Genomic DNA, 26,980 nt, shown 5'->3' on the forward strand with positions numbered 1-26,980 from the left:
TCGCGCCTCGTGCGCTTCTTGGCCGTGGTCTGCTCGTAATCACCGAATCCGAGCTGCTTGCTGCCCATGAACCCAGTCCGCGCCTGCGATTACAGGGATATTTTCGCGCGGATGGCTCGGGTTTTCCAGAGCCTCCCTAGCCTTTCGGCCCGGTCCCGAGATCCCCACCCTTTGTATGGTCACCGCAGGCTGGTTGATGAGCAACCCGCCAGCGGCGGCCACCTGCACCAGTAGGAATCCTGCCCTCTATGGCTCCCCAACAGCATGGGTTGCACAACAACGCTATGTGCTGAGGACCTAACCCCTGGCATCGCTACTTCTTGCTGCCGGTGAATCTCCTGAGAAGTTCTATGCTGTGTCGATCATTAAGTGGTCCAGATGACTATTGTCTCGTTCGCCTATCGCTTTATCTTCTGTAAAGCAATGAAGACGGCGGGCGCTGCGCTCGAGGTGTCCATTGCCTCACGTCTGCCTGCCACGGATGTGGTGACACAACTGGTACCCCCTGAGCCATCGGCCCAGAAACTTCAGGCACCAAGGCGTCAGATTGAGTAACCATGTTCCCTTGGCCAGAATCAGAGATGTCTTCGGTAATGATGTTGAAGGCTTTTCAGCCTTTTGCATTGAGCGTCATCCGGTGGAAAAATGTCTTTCTCACTATGCCATGGTTCGGCATTCGCTCAAGCATCTGATACGCAGTGAGTTCCAGGAGATGTCTTGGTCGGGTTATGTGCAACATGGTGTTTTCCCGATTGATTTGGCGCGGTATGCTTCGCCCGATCAGTCTGGTGGCTTGGTCCCAGATGTGGATGTGATAATCGATTTTACTGAGCTGTAAAATGGTGTTGCCAAACTTTTGCTGGAGTGCGCACTGTGTGATTTTAAGATGATTTCTAAGGCGAACTCGGGATTGAGGAAAAGGGCGGGAGTCCCGCGGTTGCAAGATGTTTCAGGGGCACCGATAGAGGCCATCATGCGGAAGTTTCAGGCCTCCAACGATTTCTTGGCCAAGCACTTTGGAATTGTTTATGGCGCCTGCCCCGGTTAGGTCTCATGCCGGCTGGCCAGCATGTTGGAGGGCCTTTTTCAGCTTGCTGTTTTCCGCTGCTTTCTGGGCCATCCTGTGAAGCACGTGAAGACTGAGAGCCTGGTAGGCCTCGGTCGAAATATTTTCCACAAGATAGGCAACGTCTTGAAAGGCACCGGTGAGATCACTGGTAGGAGGGGAAGGGACTCGCGGTGGTGAGAGAAGGGCTTGCCTGAGGCGATCATAGTCAATCTGTTGATAGTTCAATCCAAACTCCGTGGACAGTTGGAGAAGTTCCTGCGCGTGACAATCTTCAATGAAGTGGCGCCACTCCTGGTGAAGGCGAGGCGGTTCAAACCGGTCCATGCCACTGCACTCCTGCAAGATAAGAATGAGCTGACGGGTGTCAGGAGTAAAGATATTTGCTTTCTCCCTGTGAAACATGCGTCGATAGTTCAGCAGCAGGGCCATTCCCTCCGCAGTCATCGACAGATTTCGGTTACTCTTGGTTGTTGTCGCAAGGTTCTCGCGGCTTTGATCAGCATCAAGGCCGAAAATCGATTGCAGAAAATCATCCACCACAGAACCCTGAACCAGGCTGCTGCGCTCGTAGGCACGGTACAGAGTGCAGCCGGGGAATACGGAGTTCCAAGTTCTAAGTACATGGGAAAAATGTTGCTTCCAGCCTATAGGTGATGGCAGCTCATGATGGGCTTTAATAGATTGTTGAGCGCTGGATAGAAACAAAGAGCCTGGATCTCTTACGTAGGCGAGGACCAGGAATTGTGTGACGCCGTGGCACTCCAGAAACTGTCTTAGCTCTTGAACACTTGCGGCATCAAGCCGAGTGAGGTATTCATCACTGAAGATCAGGGTGTTACAGGAATCGTGGCAAGCAATCTCTTGGGCTAGTAGTTGTTGTTGTAGTTGGCGATGGTGATCGTACTCAGTATCCGAATGAAAGCGCATGCGATCCACGCGACTGATGCTGCCCCGATGGAATGAGAAATACAGCGTGCGGTGGTTGAGGCCAGTTTTGGCACCGGTCATCCCTAGGCTCAGGATGCCGTGATCTTGCCACCGCTCGTAGTGAGCTTTGAGGAAGGTCTGGATTGAGGATGATCCAGCTTTGGGGGCACCTATATGGATGATGGCCCTGCGTTCCTGCTGCATACTCGCTGATCACCTGCCTATGGTTCGACCAGTCAGGACGGCTCTCTTGTCGGTGTCTTGAGATGTATGCCGGCCGGAGAGAAGCTGTTGGCTGGTTAGCCTAGATATTATAACATTTAGACGGCATCATGAGCATGCCTGGAGTCGTCCCTGGCTTGTCTACGGCTGTGAAGCCCATCGCCTTGAGCCTTTCTGTACAGTTCAGCGCCAAGGCTACCAGTATGTTACATTGCGAAATCTCTTCTCAAAGCAGCGCTTCTGATGAGATCTCTTGAGAGATCAATAGGATAGGTAGGGTTAGTCCATTCCGACGGTCTGTAGAGTGTTGCCCTCATGAATGCCCCAGCCCAATGACAGTGTTTGTGCTGCGTCCAGCCCGGCAGGGACAGAAAGTGACGCGACGCATTCTGAAGAGTCTCGGCTTGGCTGTCACGGAGGCATCTCCTGGGGCAGAGGGTGTGGCGGACTACGACGTGTTCATGGGGGCGGGGCTAGTAGGACAGTATCAAGACCTCGCCGAGCGCTTCCCCTCCGCTCGGTTCATACTTCTGCGCCACTTCGGCGGTGATGCTCAAGACAGGCCTTTCAGCCAGCGCGTCAGTGCATTCTGTGACGATGTTAAGTCCTTTTTTGCGGCTGAGCCCGAGCGCTTGCTGACCGTGGATTTACCGAGTCCTGAGGCAAAGGCGGCCCTCAAGCAGTTCCTGCACCTGGCAGAGCCCAACCCCGTCGTGCTGCGGCCCCAGAGTCGGGCCGCCAGGCGTCTGCGGCAGCAACGCCGTCGCCGCACGAGCACGAAGGTGTTCTGCATCGGCTTCCATAAGACCGGCACGACCAGTCTGGAGCGGGCCCTTGAGTATCTGGGCTATCGGGTGATTGGACGCAAGCGGCTCAAGGGGCATTACAGCCATGCCGACTTGCTTGAGGCATGTTGTGATCTCGTCCCTCGCTATAATGCCTTTCAGGATAATCCTTGGCCGTTATTCTATCGGGAGCTGGATCAAAGATTTCCAGGCAGTAAATTCATTCTTACCGTTCGTCCCCCTGAGGTATGGTTGCGTAGTCAGGTGAAGCACTTTGGCGTAAAGATGTCACGAATGCGCCAATGGATCTATGGAAAGGGATGCCCTGAGGGTAATGAGGCGGTTTACCTCACCCGCTACAACAACCACAATGCCGCGGTCGTTGACTATTTTCGCGAGCGCCCAAGAGACCTTCTTGTGATTGATCTCACAGCCGGAGCTGGCTGGACGGAAATCTGTAGGTTTCTGGGCCATTCGCTGCCAAATGTTCCCTTTCCTCGCTCCAACACGGCGGCTGATCGGAAAGAGCGCAGCACATTTAAAGACGCGTGGATTCCCCCTGGGCAAATTCCTTAGCCACCTGCTGGATTCCCAGTTGCAGTGACACCTTGGCCTGCCAGCCGAGGCCCTTCAGTCGCGTTACATCCAGAAGTTTGCGAGGAGTCCCATCCGGTTTGCTCGTGTCCCACTCAATGTCTCCCTGAAATCCCACTGCATCGGCCACCATCTCTGCCAACTCCTTGATCGGCTGGTCTTCACCGGTGCCCACATTCAGGAAGCTAAGCAACTGCCCATCGCTTCGCTGTGGAGCCTCTTCCGATGAGGGATTCCAATGCTCAAGGCAGTACACACAGGCATCGGCTAGATCGTCCACATGCAGAAACTCTCGGCGCGGTTGGCCTGTGCCCCAACAGGTCACGGAGTTGGCGCCGCTGATGCGAGCCTCATGAAACCGACGAATCAGGGCTGGCAGAACATGGCTGTTCTGCGGGTGGTAATTATCGCCTGGGCCATAGAGATTGGTAGGCATCAAGCTGATGGCATCAAGCTGATGGCATCAAAACCATGCTGAAGCCGCAGTGCTTCGCATAACTTGATACCGGTGATCTTGGCAATAGCGTACCACTCATTGGTGGGTTCAAGTGGGCCTTTCAGCAATTCCTCTTCTCGGATGGGCTGGGTGGCAAACTTTGGATAGATGCAACTGCTGCCGAGAAACAAGAGGCGACGTACATCCTGTTGCCAGGCAGCCTCAATCACATTGAGCTGAATCTTGAGATTGTCCAGTAGGAAGTCGGCGGGATAGGCGGAGTTGGCCATAATGCCGCCAACCTTGGCGGCTGCCACTACCACCACATCCGGCTTCTGCTGCTGCAACCATGACTTGACGGCCTCGCCGTCGCTGAGGTCGAGGCTGGAGCGATCAGCGGTGAGCAGATTGGTGAAACCCTGCCGCTCAAGGGCTCGGCAGACGGCGCTGCCGGCCATGCCCCGGTGTCCTGCCACAAAAACTTTGTCCTGTCGATGGAGCAACCCACCGGATGCCTGGGCGGTGCTGGTGCTCATGCCTTCACCTTTGGACTCACGGCATTGGGGTTGGTTGGGGGGTTCTCCATCGACCCCACCACGGTGAACCCTTCCCGCTTCAGAGTGGCTTCCTTGGAGGCCTCCAGCTTGTCGCAGGCGACCATTTCCTCCACCAACTCCTCAAGGGTGGTGGTCGGAGTCCAGCCGAGTCTTTCATGGGCCCGGCTTGGATCTCCCAGCAGGGTTTCCACCTCTGCAGGCCTGAAGTAGCGGGGGTCGATCCGCACCACGGTGGCACCGGTGTCGGTGCGGCGGCCCACTTCTTCGAGACCTTCCCCCTGCCAATCAATGGCCGGGCCACCGCCTGAACCCTGCCAGCCCACCGCTGCTGCGGCCAATTCGATGAATCGGCGCACACTCTCCTGCCTTCCGGTGGCGATCACGAAGTCTTCAGGAGGACCTTCCTGTTGCAGCATTCGCCACTGCATCTCGACATAGTCGCGGGCATGCCCCCAGTCCCGCAGGGAGTCGAGGTTGCCCATGTAGAGGCATTGATCCAGGCCTGCATCAATTCTTGCCAGGCCCCTCGTGATCTTGCGTGTCACAAATGTCTCACCCCTGCGCGGCGACTCATGGTTGAACAGAATGCCATTACAGGCATACATGCCATAGGCCTCCCGATAATTGACCGTGATCCAGTAGGCATAGAGCTTGGCGACTCCATAGGGACTTCTGGGGTAGAATGGTGTGCTCTCCTTCTGGGGAATCTCCTGCACCAATCCGTAGAGTTCGCTTGTGCTCGCCTGGTAGATTCGGGTGCTTTCAGAGAGCCCGAGAATCCTCACGGCTTCGAGAATTCTGAGCGTGCCCAGGCCGTCGCTGTTGGCAGTGTACTCGGGCGCTTCAAAACTCACTTGAACGTGGCTCTGGGCCCCCAGGTTGTAGATCTCATCAGGCTGAACCTGCTGGATAATCCTAATCAGGTTGGTGCTGTCAGTGAGATCGCCATAGTGCAGCACCAGGCGCGGATCACCGACATGGGGATCTTGGTAAAGATGGTCGATCCGGCTAGTGTTGAAACTGCTAGAGCGGCGCTTGATGCCATGCACTTCGTAGCTCTTTTCAAGCAGCAATTCGGCCAGATAACTTCCATCCTGGCCTGTGATCCCGGTAATCAAGGCTGTCTTGCTCATGCCTTTGCTGGGGCCTCAGTGATCCTCTGCCCGCCATTGTGGACTGTGCATGGCCAGCTTCGAGACAATGCGGAACAGCGGCCTCGTGTTGGTGATGGCCGGGGTGGGGAGCAAGATAGGTCGGTGAGCCTGGGTGGCCTGTGAGTGCACTTCGGATTGCCCCCCCTCCCGGGGCTGCAGATCCCGTGCTGGAGCCGGTCCTGCAACGGGTGCTGAACGTGCTGCTTGCCGCCGACCTGCCTGTGGAGCAACTGGAGTCCTGGGAGGCCGTGGAGTTGGGCCTGGGCCCCGTGGCCGTGCTCTACCCCACCCCCGACCAGGCCCTCTGCGCCGACCTGCTGCAGTCCGAGGGCGGCCTGGCCGGCCACTACGCCCGTCTGGCCGCTCTGGCCTCGACCTGGGCGTCGACAGAGCCGCAGCTGCGTCTAGTCAACCTGGCCCTTAGCTCCGTGCCCCAGCTGGTTGGCTGGGCGGTGGCGGCGCTGCAGGGGGGACCGCTGACGGACCCCCCACCGGCAGGTCGCGACGGCTATGGGGCTGACCTGTTCGGCCAGGATCTGTGGCTTCGACCTCAGCCCGAAGCCCTCAACGCCGTGATTGCTCTGGACCTGCTCCAGAGCCAGCCGCAGATCCTGCCGACCTACCTCAGGCTGGACGGCCATTCCCTCGCTGCTGGTGCTGAACGGCGCCCACCCGACCATGACTGCCTCTCGCGCCTGGAGGCGTCGGCCCAGCCAGAGCGGTTGCTGGAGCAGTGCCAACGGTTGGCCCGCTTTGAAGCTGACCTGCACGATCTCGGCCTGGAGCTCGGAGCAGCTCGAGCCGAGCTGATTGATGCCGCCTGGATCCGGGAGCAACTGGCGGAGCAGCTGCAACAGATGGAGGCCGCCCTGGCAGATCTGGCGACGTGCCAAAGCGACCGTCTCCACCTCAGGCAACAGTTGGAGGCCGAGCAGCTCAACCAGGCGGAGCTGCTGGCCAATCAGCAGCAGATCCAGGCCACCCTGGAGCAGGCGGTTCAGTTCTCCCGCAGCCAGAATGCCCTGCATGACTCGGCCCTGAAGGTGATCAGGGGGTTGCAGCGTCAGCAGACCTTGATCGGCAGGGCCTGACCACCGGACGCGGCGAGCGCAGCCAAGCGGGCCGGCCCGGCCGGTCGTTGTCCAGATAGCCCACCAGTTCCAGAGCATCGGCGGCAGCAGCACTGGCCAGGGAGTCCTGCTCGGGGTGGGGCCAGCGGGCGATCAGCCGGCTGCGGTTGGCCTCGATGAAGCGATAGCGGCCCGGACTCGACCCTTCCGGGTGAATGACGAGGCTGTCCGGTTCCACGCTGAAGTCCCCGCCGAAGCGCTGCCTCAGCCGGTGGCAGAGATCGGTGTCTTCCTGGCCGTTGAGATAGCCCACATCAAAGCCCTGCACAGCGGCGAACTCCCGGGCGCGCAGCAGCAGACAGGCTGCTGTGGCGGCTGGGGTGCGGCGACGCTGCAAGAGGGGCGCTGCGGCGGCGCCTGCATGCAGGGCCAGGCCCAGGGGGCTGGCCTGGCCGAAGACGACGCCCAGGCACTGCACCTGGCCTGCGGGGGTGAGCAGGGCCGGTTGGGCGCCGCGGCACCGTGGATCCTCCAGGACACTCAGCAGCGGGGGCAGGGCCCCAGCTGCCATGCGGGCATCGCTGTTCAGGAACAGCACCCTGCTGCCGCGGCTGGACGCGAAGCCGAGGTTGCATCCCAGCGCGAAGCCGAAATTGCTGGGCTGCCGCAGCACCCGCACGCGGCGATCGAGCCTGGGTGCCTCATCCAGAACGGCGCAGGTGCCTGCATCGCCGTTGCCGTTGTCCACCAGCAGGATCTCCAGCTTCTGGGAGCCCTGCATTTGCCCCAGGTGCTTCAGGCAGTGGCCTAGTTCCGTCCCCGCGCCCCACACGGGAATCACCACGGACACCAGCTCGTCATCTCGGCTCTGCTCCTGGACTGAGCTCCAGCAGAGCCGCCGCCGTTCCTGCAGCAGGTTCTCGTGGCAGCGGCGCCGGGCCTCCTGCCAGTGGCGGGGATGCTCGGTGGGCTCCAGGGGGGCCTCGAGCTCGATGGCCAGGCCGGGCAGCCATGGCCAGCGGTGCCAGCTGAGCAGCCAGTCGCGCCCCAGGGCCAGGCGAATCCCCCGCTCCAGGCGGGCCTGGGGTTCCTCGCGGCCATTGAGGGGGTGGTATCGGCCATGGCCATCGGCGATCAGCTGGCCATCGAGCCAGAGCAGGGCGGGATGCGGGTCTTCCCCAGGGGCCTCGCCATCGAGCACCGCCACCACGCGACTGTCCCAGACCAGCAGATGCAGCAGGCCCAGCCGCAGGGTCGACGGGCTGGCCGCCGAGAGCTCCAGCTGGTGGGCCGGATGGGCCAGCACCCAGGCCAGCAGGGCCTCGGGGGTTTCCGGCAGGGGCCCCTGGGTGCGCAGCCGTTCCACGCCGTCACGCTCAAGCTGGGCGATGAGGGCCTGGCGGGCCTTCCGGGTGCACAGGGGCCGCAACCCCGGCGACGCTTCGGCCACCTGCAAGAGCTGCTGCAGGGCCCTGCCCGGCTCACCTGAGCCCATCAGCCGCGAGGCCTGCAGCAACCGGCGGCTGGCCTCGGGCAGCCAGACGAGATCGGGAGGAGCAGCAGCCATGGCTTCAGGCGCGGCGGGGGGCAGAGGTGTTCAGCCGCGGGCATCGGAGCCGTGGCCACCACGGCTTAAAGTGCCACCACGCCTGGGTTGCCGCATGAAAGCTGTCATCCTCGCAGGCGGTTTGGGCACCCGCCTCTCCGAGGAGACCCAGGTGCGTCCTAAGCCCATGGTGGAGGTGGGCGGACGGCCGATCCTGTGGCACATCCTCAAGATCTACAGCGCCTTTGGCATCAACGACTTTGTCGTGTGTTGTGGCTACAAGGGCTACATGATCAAGGAATACTTCGCGAATTATTTTCTTCACACCAGCGATGTCACGTTCCACATGGATGAGGGCAATCGCATGGAGGTGCACCACCAGAAGACCGAGCCCTGGAAAGTGACCCTGGTGGATACGGGAGAGAGCACCCAGACCGGCGGGCGGCTGGCCAGGGTGCGTCCCTATCTGGGGGATCAGTCGTTCTGCTTCACCTATGGCGATGGTCTCGCCGATGTGGATGTGGAGGCCCTGGTGCAGCACCACGCCAGCCAGGGCCTGCAGGCCACGCTCACGGCCGTTCAGCCACCAGGGCGCTATGGCGCCCTCCATCTCGAAGACCAGCGGGTGCGCCAGTTCCAGGAGAAGCCTGATGGCGACAATGCCTGGATCAACGGTGGTTTCTTTGTGCTGGAGCCCTCGGTGTGTGATCTGATCGGCGATGACGCCAGCGTGTTCGAGGCCGACGTGCTGCCGCGTCTGGCGGCGGCTGGCCAGCTCTCGGCCTTCCGCCACAGCGGCTTCTGGCAGCCGATGGACACCCTCAGGGAGCGCAACCGTCTCGAAGCGCTCTGGCAGGGCGGGCAGGCTCCCTGGAAGCGCTGGCCATGAGCATCGATCCGGCCTTCTGGGCCGGCCGGCGGGTGCTGCTCACCGGCCACACCGGTTTCAAGGGGGCCTGGCTGGCCCTCTGGCTGCTTCGGGTCGGGGCGAGGGTCGAAGGGCTGGCCCTGCCGCCTGAAGCCACCACCAGCCTCTATGGCGCCCTGGAACTCGAGCACCGCTTCCCGGAGCAGCTCCAATCCCACCTGCTCGACCTGCGCGATGCCGAGGCCGTGGCTGCAGCGGTGCGGCACGCCCGCCCCCAGGTGGTGCTCCATCTGGCGGCCCAGGCCCTGGTGCGGCGGGGCTACGCCGATCCCCTCGGCACCTGGGCCACAAACGTGCAGGGCAGCCTGCATCTGCTGGAAGCCCTCAGGTGCCTGCCCCATCCCTGCGCTGTGGTCATGGTGACCACCGACAAGGTGTATGAGAACCGGGAGTGGCTGCATGGCTACCGGGAGCCCGACCGGCTCGGAGGCCATGACCCCTACAGCGCCAGCAAGGCGGCCGCCGAGCTGGCCATTGCCTCCTGGCGCAGCAGTTTCTGCGGGTCGGGCGCCCATCAGACCCCCCATCTCGCGATCGCCACGGCCAGGGCTGGCAACGTGATCGGCGGGGGCGACTGGGCTCCCGATCGGATCGTGCCCGATGCGATGCGCGCCTGGGCTGCAGCGGAGACCCTGGACCTGCGCCACCCCCGGGCCACCCGTCCATGGCAGCACGTGCTCGAACCCCTGGGCGGCTACCTGCAGCTGGCGGAAGCGCTGAGCCGGCATCCGGCGGCTTTCGCCGAGGCCTGGAACTTCGGACCGGGGCTGGAGTCGAACCGCATGGTGCAGGAGCTGGTGCTGGCCCTGCAGACCCACTGGCCTGGCCGCTGGCGCGATTGCAGCGGCCCTGGGGCTCCCCATGAAGCCGGCCTGCTGCACCTGGCTATCGACAAGGCCGTCAGCCGGCTGCTCTGGCAGCCCCGCTGGGACTTCGCCACCACCGTGGCTCGCACGGCCGGCTGGTACCGACAGGTGTATGAAGGGTCGTCACCGCTGGCGTGCTGCCAGGCTGACCTGGAGGCCTATGGGGCGGGCTGAGCCATGAATGACCACGTTCAGAGTGTCTTTGCCGAACGCCATCAGCTCGACCTGCTGATGATGCGTGGCAACAGGATTCCCTCCCCCACCGCCCATCGCCGGCGCAGCGATCCCTATGGGGTTCATCTGGGCACGGGAGCCACCCCGGAGGCGTTTGATGGCAGGGTCGACGCCCTGCGCATCCACCGCCTGGAGCGCTTCTCCAACAGCCTTGCCCAGCTCTGCCATGCCTCTCACCTCGCCCGTCGGATCGGTGCCAGGGTGCTGGAGATTCCAGATGCCTGGTACCTCCGCAGCGGCTCCACGCGTCTGGCCAATGGCCTGGAGGTGATCAATGGTCTCAGCCATTTCCCCCCCGAACACACCCGGCTGGAGGGGCGCTTCTTCTACTGCCATACTCTCGGCGCCCTGGCCCATCCGATGCCCGGCTTCCGCAGCCTGCTGCAGCAGTTACGCCCCGCCATGACCCTGGCGCTGGAAGGGCAGGCTCTGCCGGACGACCACCTGGTGGTGCACCTCCGCTGCGGCGACATTTTCGATCGCCATCCCCATCCAGGCTACTACCAGCCGCCGCTGGCCTTCTACACCCTGGTGCTGCAGCAGCGGGACTGGGCCCATGTGCACCTGGTGTTTGAAGACTTCGGCAATCCCGTGGTGCTGGCCCTGCAGCAGCACTGCCGCTCCCTGGGCCTAAAAGTGACCCTGCACAGCTGGGGCCTGGAGCGTGACATCGCCTTTCTGGTGCGCGGGCGGCATTTCGTGGCGGGACGGGGGACCTTCATGCAGGGGGTGGTCGCCCTCTCCCCCCATGCTCGAACCGTCTACAGCTTCTGGCCCTTCGATCCCGACCACGGCTGGGGACTCGACGGCGTGACCAATGTGCTGATCGAAGACCGCAACGGTCGCTACCTGCGCAAGCTGCGGCCATGGCGCAACTCCCGCCTGCAGCGGGCCTTCATGCTGGCTTACCCCGAGCGTCTGCTGGATCAGCGAACGGCCTGATCAGCGGGCTGGCTCAGCCGACGACAGATTGATCGACCGCCTCCTCTCGACGACGCAGGGCCTGGAGGGAAGTACGGCCTGGAGGCTTGCAGAAGCGGTGCCGTGAGAGGGCCAGGGGGAGAGCCGCCGGCGTGATCGGCCCCTGGGCCGGCCAATCCATGCCCCAGACCCTCAGCCCAAACCGTTGCTGGGCCTCGGCGAACTCGGCGGCGAGGGAGGGCGCGTCGAACAGGTCGGCCCAGCTGGTCTTCGGCGCCTCATCCAGGCTCGATCCCGCGAGCTGGGCCTTGAGCTTCCGGCGCAACTGCTGACGCCGTTCGCCTCGGGGGGGTTGATTGAGGCCCTGGAGGCATTGCTGAGCGAGTGCCACAGCGCGCGGCGAGAGATCTGGGGAGATCGGCAGTCCGGCCTGCCATGGCGGCGGGGCTGTCATGGACTCACCGCCGGATGCAGGCAGGTCGGAGCAGCCGGCACCTCCAAACAGGCTCAGGGTGGTCCAGGTGCTGGCGAGGCGGTGACCCCCGCCAGGCGGGTGCAGGACAAAGCGCAGCCCTCGGGCGCCGCACCATTCCAGCAGCGGTTCGAACAGGCGATCCAGCCGGTAGCGCTGGGGATGGCGCTCCAGTTGGCGTGCGGCGAAGGCGTCATAGGAGCCTGCACAGCGGAAGGCCATCAGACAACGGGCGAAGTCGCGCGCCAGTTGTTCGCGGCCGTCAAAGAGATGCACCACGATGGCCAGCTGGAAGCCCCGTTCGTCCACCTGCTGCCGCAGGCGGCCGAAGCGGCGTTCCTGAAGCAGCGACGGCACCAGGCCGGGGGCTACAGCCCACAGGTGTTCATGGCGCCGCCAGGGCTTCCACAGGCGCCCTCGCTCGAGGCGGTTCCAGGCGCTCCAGTCGTTCCGCAGCACCGCCGGCAGCAGCGTCTCGCCGGGATGGGCCGAGATGCCGTGCCGCCGCAGCTGCCGGCGGTTGGCCGAGACATCCGCGGCCAGCTCGGCCATCAGGCCGCCATCCAGACCGGTGTGAAGCAGCAGCTCGCGGGGAGCCTTGTAGTCACGTCCTGCCCCGGACTTCACCATGTGCACCACCCAGGCCCCTGCACCCTACGGGTGAGGGTCTCTGGCAGGCTGTCACCGCCGCAGCGGCACCTTCTCCATGGCGCAGCGATTGGCCCAGGCCCACCCCACGGCCATCGAGGGGCTGGTGGCGCTGGCTTCATCGCCGTTTCTCGATGACCGCGGCAGTTTCCTGAATGCCTTCCGCCGTGAAGACCTGGCGCCCTGGTGGGGGGATCGGCCTGTGCACCAGATCAACGTGAGCCGCACGGAGCGGATCGGCGCCCTACGTGGTCTGCACGTGCAGCGGGGAGTGACTCCGGAAGCCAAGCTCGTCCGCTGCCTGCGGGGCAGGGTGTTTGACGTCGCCCTGGACGGTCGACAGGGTTCCCCCACCCGGGGGCAGTGGCTGGCCCTGGAACTGAGTGCTGAGGCGGGCAATGCCTGGTTGATCCCCGAGGGTTGCCTGCACGGCTTTCAAGTGTTGGAGGCTGGCAGCGAGCTCCTCTACGTGCATTCCGCTCCCTACCGGCCTGCTGATCAGGTGGGTGTGGTGTGGAATGATCCAGATCTCGGCATCGCCTGGCCTCTGCCAGTGGTGGATCTCAGCCCACGCGACCAGCAGCTTCCGCGCCTGGCCGACCTTTGAGCCTCCTCTGAATCGTTCGTTCCCGTCCCGTGATCCAGCACCGCTGCCGCCACTGCCAAGCGCCGCTGGAGCAGGAGGTGATCGATCTAGGCCATCAGCCCCCCAGCAACGCCTACCTCACCGCCGAGCAACTGCTGCAGCCTGAGATCACCTATCCCCTGAAGGTGTCGGTGTGCACCAGCTGCTGGCTGGTGCAGTTGCCGGCCCACGCGGCGGCCACGCAGCTGTTCACCGCTGACTACGCTTATTTTTCCAGCACCTCAACGAGTTGGTGCGCTCATGCCGAGCGCTTTGTGGCAGCTGCCTGCGAGCGCCTTGGTCTTGGGGTTGAGACTCTGGTGGTGGAGCTGGCCAGCAACGACGGCTACCTTCTCCMGTACGTGCAGGAGCGCGGCATCCCCTGCCTCGGGATCGAGCCCACGGCGGCCACCGCAGAGGCGGCGCGGCAGAAGGGCATCGCCACGATCGAACGCTTTTTCGGCGTCAGCCTGGCCGAGGAACTGACCTCCGAGGGGCGTCGGGCCGATCTGATCGTGGCCAACAACGTGTTGGCTCACGTGCCTGACATCAATGACTTTCTGGCCGGCATGGCTATCCTGCTGAAACCCAGCGGCCAGGTGTCAATCGAGTTTCCCCATCTGCTGGAGTTGCTGCGGGGCAACCAGTTCGACACCATCTATCACGAGCACTACAGCTATATCGGCCTGGCCACCCTGCAGCTGATCGCCGGCCAGGCCGGCCTCCAGCTGATGGAGGTGGAGAGACTTCCCACCCATGGCGGCAGCCTCAGGGTCTGGCTGGCTCGTCGCGACGCGGATCAATAGCCGTCAACCCAGGCCCAGGCCAGGATCGACACCGTGCTCGCCGCCGAGGCCGACGCAGGGCTCTGGTCTGTGGAGGCCTTTCGAGGTTTCCAGCAGCGAGCCGAAGCGACCAAGCATGCCCTGCTGAGGTTCCTGCTGGAGGCCCGGCAGCGAGGCCAGACGGTGCTGGGCTATGGAGCGGCGGCCAAGGGCAATACCCTGCTGAACTACGCCGGCGTGCGTGCCGATCTCCTGCCCGTGGTGGCGGATAAGGCAGCCAGCAAGATCGGTCGCTTTCTGCCAGGCAGCCACATCCCGGTGCTCTCACCAGAGCAGTGGCTGGCTCTGGAGCCGAGCCAGGTGCTGGTGCTGCCCTGGAACCTGGCGGCTGAGGTCAAGGCCAGTATTCAGGCCAACCCGGAGATGCTGTTCTACCGGGCAATCCCTACCCTGGAAAGCCTCTGAAGCTCCGAGGCCTCAAGCCAGTTCTCATGCGAGCCAGTTGTCTCGTGACAGTGTTCATCCCTGGGGGGGATCGGTGTACATGGCCTTGCGAAAGCACAGGGGATACTTCTTCTGGCGCAGCCAGTCGCGGGCAGCCTGTTCAGAGGCGATGGCTTCCTCCACGGAGAGGGTTTCCTTCCAGGCGCCAAAGCGGCCATCGGTGATGTGATTGGTGGTGATGAATGTTTCCAACCGCACCGATTGATCGCCTGTGCTCACAAGCTGGGAACGCTGCCGCTGCTTATCTGGCGCAGCCTCTTCCACCAATTCCTGTTTGAGGGCAGTGGAGACGGATAAGTCCAGAAAACTTTCCAGATCATTCACGAGGCTGGGGATGTCATTAACGATGGTTTCGTAACGCCCGATCCAGCAGTGACGTCGATCTTCGAATACTGCCCCGATCTCGATCTCCTCGCGAACAAACTTGGCTGCAATCTTTGGACCACGATCTTCGCTGCCAAACAGGAAGCGATTCTTGCGCCAAGCTGAGGCCAAGGCATCCCGGACATCGCGGTAGGTGTAGAGGTAGAGAGCACCTTGATCGGGAAGCGCACGGCGCAGCTCCCGCCGCGGGATATGAACCTTTGCGAGCCAAGTGTGATCAGGATCACTGGCTCTGGCATGCATCTGCTCCACTGAGCTGCCGAGACCGTTACTGCTGACGGTCAGCTCGCAACTAGCGCTCAGCAGGCCCTTGGCCAACTGAGCTACCAAGGTTGAGCCAGATCGGTGCATCCCACAAACCACGACCAGCATGACTCGCATCCAAAACCATCTGTAGACTCTAGAATGCAGAGTCACCGGCCCCCTGACAAATCTGTCAGGCAACTGGTGAGGGCGGGCGAGGGTTTGGAGTTGAGCTCAGGGCCATGTTGTCATGGCATAGCCATAGCCATGAAAATCAAGCCCATTGAGTTTGTTGATGCGCTCTACTGAGCGCCGATCAACGCGTAAAGCAGGATCTACCCCATACTTTGCAGCCATTGCATGCTGCAGCTGAGGAACTGGAAGCGAAAGCCTGTAGGGAATGTCTTCCACGGCATCGTCGAGGTCTTCGAGCGTATAGATCGCATCGAGCTCCTCAGTTGGGATATTCCCGTAAACGCAATTGGGACGGTAAGCACGTGTACACTTTGATTCGAGATCTAGTAGGTCCGAAATCGCATGAAAGGGAGTGTCATGCTCCAGCGTGATAGGAAATCCCAGCTTCTATCTGTACCGGCAAAAGTTAATGGAATGGTTCTTGACGCGCACTCCGTAATATCGACTGAATCTGGAGAGAAATGAGAACGAGCTTGAGTATGGATCGAGGACAATCGTAAATTTAAAATAGTCTCCCCAGAGCTCGGAATAGAGTGTTTTTGCTTGGATGGTCGTTAGACGTTTCTCATTGGGACTGGATAGGAATTGTGGATTAGTCTCAAGTCATGATTCGATGCTGGTCCCTGCGGTGCGTGGAATGTGAATAAAAATACAACGATATTCATGGGAGATCATAGGTTGAATAGGATCTTCTAGTCGGCAGCTAGCTTTTCTATGGACTGAACCACAGTATTTATATTAAAATTGTTGCTGCGTTGAAAGCCTTCGTCGGCATTGAGACGCATGGAGATGTCCGGATGGCAGTCCACATAAAAATCTTCGAACTTGCATGCTGCATCAATATTCACCCAGTTGGTGCTGAGGGTTTTCGACCCTGCTAGGAACATGACCTGTCTAGCAGGAGGATGGCCTTCTGTCGGGGGCACAAAGACCTTGAGATTCATGCAGGCTTGGGGAAAACCGATCACCCACTCGTACTCGCGATAGAGGGCCAGCTTCTGCTCAAAGCTCAACTCTTCGGGGCAAATCACATCAACTTGACGTAGTCTCCCGATGCGGTCAACCACATCAGCTTCTCCTGGAAACTTGGTTGTTCCTGCGCTCAGTTTGTGGCGGGATAGATAAGCAATCTTCTGTTTGTGCTTAGTATGGATTAGCTTTTTGCGCAGCTGGGGGCACAAGGCAGCAAGGCAAGCGTGGTGAAAGTCGCTGGTGACAAAGCAGCGATCCCTGTAAAGTACGCTGCTGGATACCAGTGTTTTAGCTCTGATCGGTCTGCGGACAAGTCTTGCCCTCTCCCGGATGCCTAGGCAGTCCAGCCACTGGGTCAGCAAAGGCTCGTTCGCAAGGGTTTTTCCCTTCCGCAGTCGGTGATAGTGAAACCAGATAGGAGCATCAAGATCTCGAAACAACCGTAATAATTGATAGGTTCGGGTTAGATCCAGAAGTAAGTGACCGAAATGATCAAATAGAGTGCCACCATACAGTACCAATTCTTTATCCATGGGTTGGGCGCCGATCCCCTGGCCTTGGCTGATCTCCCGAAGCCGGTCTTCTTGGGGGTAATTGAAGTGTCGTGCACCGCGTTTGTCGTTCAAGGCTTCAATGAGTGCCCCATCTTTGTTCACCACGCCATGACTCATATTGAGCCACCAACGTTTTGAATAATGCTGGTGACGACTAATGTCGAGAACCAAAGCATCACTTTCAACGATCATCTGACTTGGTTGCCCGACTGAAGCCCTTCCCCACCATGAGGGATGGCGTTTCGTAACGGTGCCAATCAGGTTAAGGGCTGGTTGCATGATTCAAGTCAGAGAGGCCAGCCAGCCAGGTGGGCAGCACATCATCATAATTTCCAGTAGTCGGCTGGTTTGTCGATGTAGCCCAGGAATTTCCTAGTGTCCGCTTTGAGGCGACGGGCTACACGCCATTTCATTAGCCATGGCCACTCAGGCTTGTCAACGTAGCGACGACCCTGCTGACCCGCTTCATTGACCAGGGGCAAGTGGGTGCCACCATTGAGAAGCTGCCCTGCTTCACCTGGAAGGGCTAAAAAATCAAGCACAGTCTGGAGAGTATGTTGGGGTGATGTCAGCAGATCTTCAAAGGTCAGACACAAAATCTGTTCATCAGGAAAGTATCTTCTGAAACTGCTGATGCGCTGATAGTAAAGCGAGCATCCGATCAGAAAATGTTGCAGCCTCGAGGTTTCAAGTAGTTGGTAAAATTCCCTGGTAGCAGGATGCTTCCCTTTGATGTGACGCCATTGCGATACCAGACGATCTAGAGGGTGTCTGGTCATGTAAATGATCTTGGTGGCCGGTAGATAGGTGTGCATCAAGGCGGCTGTGTGCTCAAAGCTGGGCAGGGTGCTGCTGTACATTGTGCTGCCTTCTCCGCGTAACCTGGCCTGGCTGCCGTCCTCGAAGAGCTTCGCGTACCAGCTCCAGCCTTTGTCATAACGTCTACCGAAGAACTTCGGTTCCTTTGGCTTGGCCATGAAAATGTCGGGATGTCTGCCTAGCACTCTGGTCAGCGTGGTGGTGGCTGACTTGGCTGCCCCAATCACGATGAAGTTGGGAAGTGTGTTGGCTGGAATCCGGGCCACAGTGTCATGGTCGGCGCCTTCCAGCCCGCGCGCGATCGACGCGAGCAGCTCCTCCATGTCAGGTTCAGAGGCTGCGCTAGATCCAGCCCACAGTGCGGATGGTTGCGGCATCAGTTCAGCAGGGAAGCTTGGGCACCAAGCGTGCGTTCCGCTGCGGCCAGGCCGGAGGGCACCGCGGAGCTCTTGAGTTGGTCATGACGTTCAAGACGCTCGAGTGCAATCCAGGCTCCCTCCCCCTGGTTCTTGTGACCTTGCCAGATCTCGGGGATGAACGAGGCTGTGGGGGCGTGGTGCCGTAGCATTCGAAATAACAAAAGCCAGTCGATTTCGCCTTCGTCGATTTGAAGGCCTTCCCCGTCTACGCCACTGGCATCGGCCAGATGCAGGTGGGCAGTGAAAGGCAGAATTCTTTCCAGAAAGCCATCAAACGACTGGCCAAGGTGGTTGCAGGCCAGTTTCGAGTGGGAGGCATCCAGGCAAACCCGATAGGGATGCTCTTTGCAGAACGACTCAATAAAGTCAGGATCAACAAACAAATTGTGGAATCGTTGCCCGCCGAAATGCCAGGGGAAAGGAGGCATAGTCTGAGGGATGATTTCCACACCATCACAGCGCAGGGCAGACAGACTCGCCTCAAGCGCATCCAGCATCGGCTGCCTGGCTTCTGGCAGCAGGTGCTGATGAGCTGAAAACCCTCCTATGTTGGTCACCAGCAACACGTCTTCTGGACAGTTGAAGCGTTCGCGCAAGTCCTTCGCCAAATCCAGCACCCGTTGCAATTGCTGGATCGAATGCTGCCTGTAGTCGCTGTCGATGTTGCAAAGATCCAATGTGTGATCCCCGGCGAACAATTCAGGGGCATGAACCACGAGGCCCAAGGGGATGCGGTTCGGAACGGCTTTGGCAATAGGGATTTCGAGGTCTTTGTAGCTGAGGTGAATCTCCACCAGGTCTAGATTGCTGGCCTTGCTGAACAGATCGAGATCGTGATAGCGAACAGGCACTCCAAATCGATTGCCGAACTGATAGTGACGTGCCTGGACGGCGTCCTGCCCGAGGTCAGACTCAAAGAAGAAGTCGCCGGGATTCTTGTCGCTACTGAGCGTGTGCCCCAGCAGATCAGTGAGCCGGTAGGGCTGCAGGCCTTGGCCAGGGCTCTGAACTCGCACCATGGAAGTCTCGATCACAGTGCCACGGGGGATCGGGCAAGCTGCCACCAGGCTTTTGGCCAACACTTCGCGGTTCATCAGCTCTCCCTGGCTGATGGCGCGCTCGGCATCGCTGCCCATGGAGTCTTCCACAGCTCGAATAGCCTCCACCATCCGACGAAACTCATGTGGCAGCAGGCTCACTTTGTGGTCGTTGCCCTCCATGCCCGGATCAAGGGTGATGTGTTTTTCCACCACGGTGGCTCCCAGAGCCACAGCGGCGATGGGCACCTCAATGCCACGTTCGTGGCCCGAATAGCCCACCGGCCCGCCGGAGAGTTCGCGCAAGCGCGCGAGATAGCGCAGATTCACATCCTTATAGGGAGTGGGATAGGTGGAATTGCAGTGCAGCAGGGCAAACGGGGCGCCTTGCTGGCGCAGGTGTCGAATGCCGCTGCTGATCTCCAGCTCCGTGGCCATGCCGGTGGAGCAGATCAGGGGCTTGCCCGTGGAGGCGATGGCCGTGAGCAGGTCGTGATTGGTGAAGTCCGCCGAGGCCACCTTGAAGGCCTCCATACCCCAGCGCTGCAACTTTTCGAGGCTGCTGACATCCCACGGTGTGCACAGGGGAATCATGCCCTTGCGGGCCGTGTAGTCAAAGCAGCGGTAGAGCTCGTCGTCTTTCAGCTGGAATCGCTCCAGCAGATCGAGGGTGTACTGGGTGCCCAGATCAGAGGCCATGTCATTGCTGTCGCCAGCATTGACATAGAGATTCCTCATTTCCCGCATCTGGAACTTGGCACAGTCCACGCCTGCTGCGGCTGCCGCATCAATCAGCTTCAGGGCCAGCTCGAAGCAGCCATTGTGGTTATTGCCGATTTCCGCAATCAGGAAGCTTGCACTGCCATCCCCGATCACACGACCTGCAAGTCGCAGTTCACGGGCTCCTTCAATGGCCACGGCGGTGATGCGTCCGTGGCTGTCGAGCAGCGGCACCAACTGGATCTGGGGGCTGAACAGCGGTGCCAGATCGGCTGGGCTCATGCCGACCAGTCCGGAGCGGCACTGGGGATTCATGGCCCGCGTGACCGGGGCGTTCAGATCGATCGGGCTGCAGTTCGCCACCCAGCGGCGAAAGTCACCGTCGCTGAGCACTCCCTGAAGGATGCCGCTTTCCGAGACGACAAAAATCAGCCGTGACTTATTGGCCGTGATTTTGGCTAGGGCCGACAGAACGGTGTCTTCTGCGAAGACCACAAACTGAGTAAAATTCTGCTCGATCTGCATGGCCTTACCCCTCTAACAACAGCATCGACGATTGAAGCGTTTTGGAATCCCAGTTTGCTGACCCAGTTGGTCAGCCCAGTTTGTCATCCAAGCGGGCCAACTCAGCTGCTGTACTTTCGTCTGCTTTGCGAGAGAACAGTGTGTAATCCCCATAGCCCCTGCCAGCTTACAGGCTGAACCTGGGGCTGGCCAGCAGCAGCAAGCGCCGCCCGAGGCGACTGGGGCAACGCACCGCCTTCAGTCTGCGCTGGATGTTGCCATTGTCAGGCCGCTGCAGGGCGGCCATCTCCAGCAGTTTCCCCGCCTCGGCGTAGTCGTGGGCCGCGATGGCCGTCTCTGCGGAGCGCCGCAGCTGGTTGCTGGAGATGTCGGCGGAATTCACCACATAGCCTCGATGCTCCAGTTCCAGTGGGTCTTGAGCAGGGGCGCCAGCCTGTTGGAGCCGGTGGCGCTTGATGGCGTCGAACAGCTGGCTCGGGCTGCAGCCCTCGTCGTAGCCCACCCAGTGGAGCCAGGCCGAATCCCCCTGGAGTCCTACCAGGGCGTCGAGGTCGCCGATGGCTGCCAGGCTGCGCACCAGTCCTGAGCCCCCGAAGAAGTCGCTGCCCAGGTCGCTGCGCAGGCCGAAGTCGCCCATCACCAGCGCTGAGCAGCCATGGTCGAGTGCATCGAACAACGCCGTGGAGGACAGCGTGGCGAACAGGCGGCTGTCCGCCAGCAGTGCGGCCAGGGGGGCGTAGGAGACCGTCAGGTTGGCCGGACGACGACGGCACACCTGCTCGAGGGTGGTGGTGATGTGCTCGCCGATCTCATGGAATGTGGCCTCATGGGTAGCCACCCGGGGCTTCAGCACCACCTGCCAGTCGCTGAACCGTTGGGCCAGGTCCACCACCAGCCTGGCCAGCTGGCGCCGCTCCTCCAGGCTCGAGGGCATGGCCACCTGTTCGGCGAACACCAGCTGCCGTGGGCGATCGGCCAGGGGCCTCACCTCCGCCACCATGGCCCGCTGTAGTCCGGTGAGCACCGTGCGCTGGCCTCTAAAGGGCGTGTGACGCAGGAAGCGCTCGAAGCGGGCCTGGTCGCGCGGGCCGTTGAGACAGATCAGGTCGTAGCCCAGGCGCCAGGTGACGGCCTCCTCGAAGCGCTCCAGCACCACGCCGTTGAACCCGCAGAAGAGCAGGGCCCTGCGGTGGTGATCGTGCTGACGTGAGCGCAGGTAGGCACTGCGGAAGCCGGCGATCTTGCTGCCGGTGAGGAACACMCCGATCGCCGCGAAGCGGCTGAGACCCGGGTCCTGCAGCAGCGTGCCCAAGCTGCCCTGTTGCACCGTGCCCAGCTGTTCCATGCGCCGCTTCACCGCCTCCGGGGTGCCGTCCCGGGGGATCAGGTGGATGGTGAGCTCAAGGCCGGCGGCGCGGTGCCCCCGGGCCAGGGCCTCGCAGTACAGCATCTGGCTGTCCGAGTCGGCGATCAGCAGGACGGCGCTCATGCCTGCTCCGCCAGGTCGGTGGCCTGCGTTGCCCCGTCCGCCAGCCACTGGATCAGGGCACTGGGACCGGTCCCGATCTCCCAGCCCAGCTCCCGCAGCCAGCCTGGATTGGGGGACGGCAGATGCAGCAGCTCCTCGAGGTTCTCGCAGCTGGTGATCCGGCCCATCAGCCCGGAGCCGAACAGCAGGGGCCCCTGCATGTCGGAGCGGATGCCGTAGTCGCCCAGCAGCAGCAGCGGCAGCTCACGGCCCAGCACCTCCCAGAGCAGGGGGCTGCTGATCGTGGCGCAGACGCCGGCCCGATCGAGGCTTCGGGCCCAGTCCGAGGGCGGGGCCAGGCGCAGGTTGGCCAGGGGGGAGCGCTGCTCCAGCAACGCGCCCAGGCTGGGTTCGCTGTCTTCGACCGCGGCGGAACCGGCATGGTTCCCTGCATGGCCCAGCCCATCCTGTAAAGGATCGCTCTGAAGGATCACCTCCCAGTCCGGAGAGCTGGAGCAGAGGCGCTCCAGCACCTCCAGCAGCCGCAGACGCGCCCCCGGGGCGGGCGGCAGCATCGCCTGCTCCAGGAACACCAGGCGCCGCGGCCGGGATCCTGGGGCTGCGGCCGGGAGCTTCGGCGCCAGCCCCCACAACCCCAGCAAGGCCGTCGGCGGGGGCGATTGCCCGCACGTGCGCACCAGGTCTGCCAGCTCCTCCTGCTGACGCGGGCCCTGCAGGCAGAGCAGGTCGACCCCGAGCCGTGGCAGCAGATCCATGGCCAGGTCATCGCCCACCAGGGGCGTGGACGGTCCACTGAACACGGCCACCGGCGTACGGCCCCTCAGGGCGGCAGCCTGCCGCAGCCGTTGCAGGAAGGGGGGCACCTGAGCGGGGTTGATGAACAGCCCCACGCCGTCCAGATCGAGCAGCAGATCACTGCAACTCAGGGCCTCCAGCCCCAGGGGCGCATCCACCAGCACCTCCGCTCCCGCAGACTCCAGCGCGGTGGCGAGGGCCCCGCAGGCAGAGCGGGTCGCCGGGCTGTCGCTCACCAGCAGCACCCTCATCGGCCGCGGACGAAGTCCTCAACCCAGTGGAGACCGAGCACGAGGTCGCGCAGATAGCGCATCACATTTTTGCCGCGGTGGCTGGTCTTGAGGCGTGAACGGTTGCCAGCGCTGCTCAGCATCCGCCGGCCGCCGTGGCGGAGGGCGTACTGCTGCCAGGGCTCGGCCCCCCAGCCCGGCGGGCCCGGGGAGCTGGAGGGCCTGCTGGGCTGGGAGGCCTCCCTGCCCCGTTCGAGCAGCTGGGCCATGGCCTCGATGAAGCGTTCGCGGCCGTCCTGACAGCGGCCGTGGCTGTCGAGCCAGGCCTCGTCGTGGATCGGCGTGAACGGATCGGCGATGATCGCCTCGAAGCTGCGCACCGTGTTCGAGGCCACGAAGTAGTGGTTGCCAAGCGTTTCGTTCACCCCCAGGTCGGCCACGATGCGGGTGCTGATGCCCAGGGCCATTGCCTCCATGGCCGCCGTCGACGACACGGTGATGGCGCAGCCGCACTGGCGCAGCAGGGCGAGGCTCGGCTTGTAGTTGATCTGCAGGTTTGGTGATTTGCGCATCAGCTTCTCGATGCGGCTGGCCATCTCCCCGTGGCGCCTGTGCAGGGTGCGCTCCACTCCGGAGGTGCGCGGCTTGAAGATCACCGTGTGGTCTGGCCAGCGCTTGGCGAGGTCATTGAGCCGGTTGCAGACGTAGTGGCGCTGCAGAGGATTGCCGGGCACCGAAGGCTGCTCAAAGAAGACGATGCTCGGCTTCTCCACGGGGCCGCGGCGGCCTGGCTGAAGGCTCCAGAGGATCGGCAGGCCCGTCACCACGGCGTTGCTGGCCGAGATTCCCAGGGCCTGGCAGGCGTGGCTGTACAGCTCCAGGTCCACCGGGGAGTTGAGGCAGAGCAGATCGGCACCGGAGCGATCCATCATCCCCTCGATCTGGTGGCGGAAGAGGATGCCGGGGTAGGCGCTCACCGTCAGGGGCCAGCGCCCATCAGGCATCTCCGATCGCAGCAGCATCTGCAGCTCGCGGGTGCGCTGGCCGTCCAGGCCCAGCACCAGGGCATCGAGCTCGGCGAGGGTGGCGCGGATCTGGCGGAGGGTCTGCCAGTCCTGGCGCACGATTGTCACCTTGGCGTCGGTCCGCTGGATTTCAATCAGCTGCCGCCGCGACAGACGGCGGCCCTGGATTTCCAGCAGGAACAGGGTGGTCGTTGCCCCCTGCTTGCGGCACACCGACAACATCGCCATGGCGGTCTTGCCAAAGGAGTCGAAGCTCGCGATGGCGGCGATCTGTCGGTCCTGCAGGCGGCTCATCCGCCCAATCCTCCGGGAACGGCGCCCTCCAGCAGCGGGGCCAGCTGGCGGCAGAGGGCGAGATCGGCCGGGGTGTCAATCTCCGGGGAGAGCGCCTCGATCTCCACCGGCAGCAGAGGTGGCACGAAGCGGCTGGCGGCACTCAGGAAGGCCTGAGTGCGCAGGGCATAGATGGAGCCTGTCTCGAGAAAGCAGGGCTCCAGATCCTGGCGCCTCTGGCGGGGGCGGCTGGCGTCGTGGTTGAGGCCCACCCCCCAGCCGTCAGGATCGCGGCCCCAGAGGAAACCGTGCCAGGGCGTCACAGCAAAGGCCAGGTTGGCCTCCGACCCCTGCAGAGCCCGCACCACCTGGTCAATCTGCTCGCCGGTGGTGAAGGGTGAGGTGCACTGCAGAAAGACGAACACGGGGGGGAGGGCCCCTTGCTGGCCAAGGTCGCGCAGAGCGTGAACCAGGGCCGACTCCGACGACGCCCCGTCGCCTGCCAGTGCAGCAGGCCGGGTCACCAGCTCGGCGCCTGCGGCGGCGGCGGCCTCAGCGATCGCCCCATCGTCGGTGCTGACCACCACCCTGCCGATGCACGTGGCGGCGAGGGCGCACTGAACCGTGCGACCCACCAGTGGTAGCCCACCCAGGGGCTGGAGGTTCTTGTGGGGTATGCCCTTGGACCCGCCCCTTGCCGGAATCAGGGCCAGGGGCGGGAGAGCGGGATCGATCAGCGGTTCGGACCAGTCGTGGCGCGGGATCGGCAGTTCCATCCCCAGGACTCCGGGGTCCGCACTGAGCCCGAACCTAGCAGCGCCCATCGGGGCTCCAGGCACGCAGCCGCGCTCGGATCTGGGCCAGCCGGAAGTGCAGCTTCGGCGGTGGATTCAGCCCCAGCAGCTCCAGCCAGCGGGGCAAGGGGGTGGGGAAGGTGCCGGGATCGCGGCGCAGCAGCCCCAGCTCCTCCACGACCCGCTCCGGTGTGGTGAAGGCGCCTGAAGCCTGGCTCAGATAGATCGGGTAGTGGATCAGGGCGCCGTAGACAAGCTCATCGAGCTCCAGATCCCGGCCCCGCCGCTCGCACTGCAGCTGGTCGCGGCTGAGCCCCCAGCCGGCATAGAAGGGCAGGCCCCAGGTCTCCACAGGGATGCCCCGCAGCAGGGCTTCGAAGCCGGTGATTGAGGTGCGCACGTGCACGCTGTCCACCTCCTGGAGCAGATGGTCCATCGGCGCCTCGGCAAGCACCAGATCGCAGTGGCGGTGAGCCTCCGCTTCCCCTGGGCCGGGTTTCTGACGCCCGGAAACCACATCCGGATGGGGCTTGTAAATCAGGAAATCGTCCGGATAGGCCGCGCGCACCGCCTGCAGCAGCTGCAGATTGCTGCGCACGCTGGCCTGCTCCGGCACGCCATAGCGGATCGAGAGGTCCACCTCCACCTGGCCGGGCACCAGGCGCACCTGCCTGCGCCCCAGGTCTGAGGGACGGCTCCACAGGGGCGCGCGCAGGTTGTATTTCGTCACCCCCGCCGCCACGATCCGCTGCCGCAGGGCCGCGGCCCGCTGTCGCTGGGCAGCCGTGAAGTGATGTTGGGCCAGGAAGGTCTCCAGGTCGCAGGCGCAGGAGGCGTCGTAGTAGATGCCGGAGTGGTCCACCACCCAGGACACCGGCGGCACCCAGCGCAGCCACCATCCTTGCCCCACCGACCGCAGAAAGCCGTCTTCGGCGTGGATCAGGGGGCTGCCGGCCCTCCGCAGACCCAGCCCCACCCGGTTGCCCCACACCAGGGATCTCCAACCGGCCTCCCGGGTCGGCCTGGCATGGAAGGGGCGAAAGCGCAGCCGTCCGGGGCTGAGGGAGCGCTGAAAGCGCCGCACGGCCTGGCGTTTCCAGCCGGCGATCCCAAACACCTCCAGGGCCGGTGGCACCGCGGCCCGCTGGCGCCGCTGCAGTCCGACATGGGCGATCAGTGCCTCGGGACTGGTGAGCTGGCGGGTTTCGGGATTGAGGTAGCGGGCGTACCCCACCAGGCAGGCATGCACCAGATCCTCCAGCTGTGCACCTCCTGCGCGGGCTTCCCTTGCCCGGGCCGGGTGATCCGTGGCTGGCAGCCGTTCGTGGGTGAGCCCCCAGCCGGCATAGAAGGGCATGCCGAAGCAGTGCACGGGCCTGCCCCAGATCAGGGCCTCGAAACCCATCTGGGAGGTCACCACATACACGGCGCTGGCGGCTTCCAGCAGGGCCGCAGGATGGCCGCCATCAGCACAGGCCAGCACCCTGGGGTGCTGGAAGACCTCCGCCGGGACATGCCCCCGGCGCCGCCCGCTCACCACGTCGGGGTGGGTCTTCAGCACGACCTGGTGTCCGGGGAAGTCCTGCAGCGCGGCCTCGAGCATCGCCAGGAAGCTGGCTGCGGAGGCGGCGCCGTGGCGGATGGAGACATCGCCCGCCACCTGATCCACCACAAGCACGAACGGGCCATCGGGGGGCGGCGACTCCCGGGCCCCGTTCAGCTTGCTGACCCGGTGCTCCCGCCAGGCCGCCGCCAGCTGCCGGGCCCGCTGCTGCTGGGCGGGATCCAGGCCCGAGGCGATCAGCCCCTCCAGCCTGCTCGGCCGGGAGGCGTCGTAATGGATCCCCCGATCGTCCAGCAGGATGCCAAGCGGCGGTGTGCCCGGTCCTGGATCCACCGAGCGCAGGAAGGCGTCCTCGACCCGCCACAGGGGCAGGGCCCTGCGCACGGCCTCCCGTTCGCCCCAGAGCCCGCTGCGGCGCCGTCCCCACACCAGCAACGCGTCGGGGTCAAGGCGCCTGCAGGCACGGCGTCCAACCACAACCTGCGCTGGAGCCAGCAGGGCCTCCAGGGTGGTGTGGGCCAGCACGAGGGGATCGGGGAGGCCGATCAGAGGTCCTGGCCCGCCCAGGGCGGCAGTGGTTGCGGAGGTGCCTCCTGCAG

The 26,980-nt window shown here is 62.8% G+C and carries 22 protein-coding genes and 2 pseudogenes; 9 read left to right on the forward strand and 15 right to left on the reverse strand.

Annotation, left to right across the window (positions count from 1 at the left end; all coding sequences use genetic code 11):
• The first annotated feature begins 565 nt into the window (after window positions 1-565).
• Window positions 566-838 carry a hypothetical protein gene (locus IQ216_RS01560; RefSeq protein WP_193814041.1) on the forward strand — a complete coding sequence of 91 codons (273 nt, stop codon included), beginning with the start codon at window positions 566-568 and terminating at the stop codon, window positions 836-838.
• Window positions 839-1,051: 213 nt separating this feature from the next.
• Here IQ216_RS01560 and IQ216_RS01565 read toward each other — a convergent pair whose 3' ends face one another.
• Complete coding sequence (locus tag IQ216_RS01565) at window positions 1,052-2,200, reverse strand: hypothetical protein (RefSeq protein WP_193814042.1); 1,149 nt, start codon at window positions 2,198-2,200, stop codon at window positions 1,052-1,054.
• Between the two features lie 458 nt (window positions 2,201-2,658).
• Between IQ216_RS01565 and IQ216_RS01570 the strand changes: the two genes are divergently transcribed.
• The gene (locus IQ216_RS01570) at window positions 2,659-3,579 is read left to right on the forward strand and encodes a sulfotransferase family protein (RefSeq protein WP_193814043.1); all 921 of its coding nucleotides are present in this window, start codon (window positions 2,659-2,661) and stop codon (window positions 3,577-3,579) included.
• Here the strand turns inward: IQ216_RS01570 and IQ216_RS01575 are convergent.
• Together IQ216_RS01575 and gmd are read right to left on the reverse strand one after the other, a co-directional pair.
• Window positions 3,542-4,569 (reverse strand): annotated as a pseudogene (locus IQ216_RS01575) (GDP-L-fucose synthase family protein). The gene IQ216_RS01570 and the pseudogene IQ216_RS01575 overlap by 38 nt on opposite strands.
• Window positions 4,566-5,723, reverse strand: a complete 1,158-nt coding sequence (gmd, locus tag IQ216_RS01580; RefSeq protein ID WP_193814044.1) for a GDP-mannose 4,6-dehydratase — start codon at window positions 5,721-5,723, stop codon at window positions 4,566-4,568. The pseudogene IQ216_RS01575 and the gene gmd overlap by 4 nt, the downstream one beginning before the upstream one ends.
• Before the next feature lie 185 nt (window positions 5,724-5,908).
• On the opposite strand from gmd, the gene IQ216_RS01585 reads away from it, so the two are divergent.
• Window positions 5,909-6,835, forward strand: coding sequence for a hypothetical protein (locus tag IQ216_RS01585; RefSeq protein ID WP_193814045.1), 927 nt, complete (start codon window positions 5,909-5,911; stop codon window positions 6,833-6,835).
• On the opposite strand, the gene IQ216_RS01590 is transcribed toward IQ216_RS01585, so the two are convergent.
• On the reverse strand, window positions 6,792-8,381 hold the full coding sequence (locus tag IQ216_RS01590; protein ID WP_193814046.1) for a glycosyltransferase family 2 protein: 1,590 nt from the start codon (window positions 8,379-8,381) through the stop codon (window positions 6,792-6,794). The genes IQ216_RS01585 and IQ216_RS01590 overlap by 44 nt on opposite strands.
• 94 nt (window positions 8,382-8,475) lie before the next feature.
• On the opposite strand from IQ216_RS01590, the gene rfbF reads away from it, so the two are divergent.
• The 3 genes from rfbF to IQ216_RS01605 are packed head-to-tail and all read left to right on the forward strand — an operon-like array spanning window position 8,476 to window position 11,330.
• Window positions 8,476-9,249, forward strand: coding sequence for a glucose-1-phosphate cytidylyltransferase (rfbF, locus tag IQ216_RS01595; protein ID WP_193814047.1), 774 nt, complete (start codon window positions 8,476-8,478; stop codon window positions 9,247-9,249).
• Window positions 9,246-10,328 carry a CDP-glucose 4,6-dehydratase gene (rfbG, locus tag IQ216_RS01600; RefSeq protein ID WP_193814048.1) on the forward strand — a complete coding sequence of 361 codons (1,083 nt, stop codon included), beginning with the start codon at window positions 9,246-9,248 and terminating at the stop codon, window positions 10,326-10,328. The genes rfbF and rfbG overlap by 4 nt, the downstream gene beginning before the upstream one ends.
• Window positions 10,329-10,331: 3 nt before the next feature.
• Window positions 10,332-11,330 (forward strand): hypothetical protein, encoded by a 999-nt coding sequence (locus IQ216_RS01605; protein ID WP_193814049.1) that lies wholly within the window; start codon window positions 10,332-10,334, stop codon window positions 11,328-11,330.
• A 13-nt stretch (window positions 11,331-11,343) separates the two neighbouring features.
• On the opposite strand, the gene IQ216_RS01610 is transcribed toward IQ216_RS01605, so the two are convergent.
• Window positions 11,344-12,411, reverse strand: a complete 1,068-nt coding sequence (locus IQ216_RS01610; protein ID WP_193814050.1) for a hypothetical protein — start codon at window positions 12,409-12,411, stop codon at window positions 11,344-11,346.
• Between the two features lie 76 nt (window positions 12,412-12,487).
• Between IQ216_RS01610 and IQ216_RS01615 the strand changes: the two genes are divergently transcribed.
• The 3 genes and pseudogenes from IQ216_RS01615 to IQ216_RS14025 all read left to right on the forward strand — a co-directional run.
• Window positions 12,488-13,036 (forward strand): dTDP-4-dehydrorhamnose 3,5-epimerase family protein, encoded by a 549-nt coding sequence (locus tag IQ216_RS01615; RefSeq protein WP_193814051.1) that lies wholly within the window; start codon window positions 12,488-12,490, stop codon window positions 13,034-13,036.
• A gap of 29 nt (window positions 13,037-13,065) precedes the next feature.
• Window positions 13,066-13,860, forward strand: a complete 795-nt coding sequence (locus tag IQ216_RS14020) for a methyltransferase domain-containing protein (protein ID WP_370566554.1) — start codon at window positions 13,066-13,068, stop codon at window positions 13,858-13,860.
• A gap of 18 nt (window positions 13,861-13,878) precedes the next feature.
• Window positions 13,879-14,304: pseudogene (locus IQ216_RS14025) on the forward strand (methyltransferase C-terminal domain-containing protein); the annotation flags it as partial.
• Between the two features lie 54 nt (window positions 14,305-14,358).
• Here IQ216_RS14025 and IQ216_RS01625 read toward each other — a convergent pair.
• From IQ216_RS01625 to IQ216_RS01670, 10 genes are all read right to left on the reverse strand, one after another.
• Window positions 14,359-15,108 carry a sulfotransferase domain-containing protein gene (locus tag IQ216_RS01625; protein WP_370566555.1) on the reverse strand — a complete coding sequence of 250 codons (750 nt, stop codon included), beginning with the start codon at window positions 15,106-15,108 and terminating at the stop codon, window positions 14,359-14,361.
• Between the two features lie 96 nt (window positions 15,109-15,204).
• Window positions 15,205-15,381, reverse strand: coding sequence for a hypothetical protein (locus tag IQ216_RS01630; RefSeq protein ID WP_193814053.1), 177 nt, complete (start codon window positions 15,379-15,381; stop codon window positions 15,205-15,207).
• A gap of 476 nt (window positions 15,382-15,857) precedes the next feature.
• Window positions 15,858-16,970 carry a glycosyltransferase 61 family protein gene (locus tag IQ216_RS01635; protein ID WP_193814054.1) on the reverse strand — a complete coding sequence of 371 codons (1,113 nt, stop codon included), beginning with the start codon at window positions 16,968-16,970 and terminating at the stop codon, window positions 15,858-15,860.
• Between the two features lie 44 nt (window positions 16,971-17,014).
• Window positions 17,015-17,833, reverse strand: coding sequence for a sulfotransferase (locus IQ216_RS01640; protein WP_228007004.1), 819 nt, complete (start codon window positions 17,831-17,833; stop codon window positions 17,015-17,017).
• Between the two features lie 53 nt (window positions 17,834-17,886).
• The gene (locus IQ216_RS01645) at window positions 17,887-20,211 is read right to left on the reverse strand and encodes an N-acetylneuraminate synthase family protein (protein WP_193814056.1); all 2,325 of its coding nucleotides are present in this window, start codon (window positions 20,209-20,211) and stop codon (window positions 17,887-17,889) included.
• A 166-nt stretch (window positions 20,212-20,377) separates the two neighbouring features.
• Complete coding sequence (locus IQ216_RS01650; RefSeq protein WP_193814057.1) at window positions 20,378-21,700, reverse strand: DUF6716 putative glycosyltransferase; 1,323 nt, start codon at window positions 21,698-21,700, stop codon at window positions 20,378-20,380.
• Complete coding sequence (locus tag IQ216_RS01655) at window positions 21,697-22,746, reverse strand: DUF6716 putative glycosyltransferase (protein ID WP_193814058.1); 1,050 nt, start codon at window positions 22,744-22,746, stop codon at window positions 21,697-21,699. The genes IQ216_RS01650 and IQ216_RS01655 overlap by 4 nt, the downstream gene beginning before the upstream one ends.
• A complete protein-coding gene (locus IQ216_RS01660; protein WP_193814059.1) occupies window positions 22,743-24,044 on the reverse strand; it encodes a DUF6716 putative glycosyltransferase in 1,302 nt (433 codons plus the stop codon). Before IQ216_RS01660 ends, IQ216_RS01655 begins: the two co-directional genes overlap by 4 nt.
• Entirely contained in the window at window positions 24,041-24,799 is a 759-nt protein-coding gene (locus IQ216_RS01665) for a cytidylyltransferase domain-containing protein (protein WP_193814060.1), read from the reverse strand. The genes IQ216_RS01660 and IQ216_RS01665 overlap by 4 nt, the downstream gene beginning before the upstream one ends.
• Window positions 24,800-24,833: 34 nt before the next feature.
• A partial coding sequence (locus IQ216_RS01670; protein ID WP_193814061.1) for a capsular polysaccharide biosynthesis protein occupies window positions 24,834-26,980 on the reverse strand: 2,147 nt, incomplete at its 5' end.

Source organism: Cyanobium sp. LEGE 06143 (assembly GCF_015207535.1).
Taxonomy (GTDB): domain Bacteria; phylum Cyanobacteriota; class Cyanobacteriia; order PCC-6307; family Cyanobiaceae; genus NIES-981.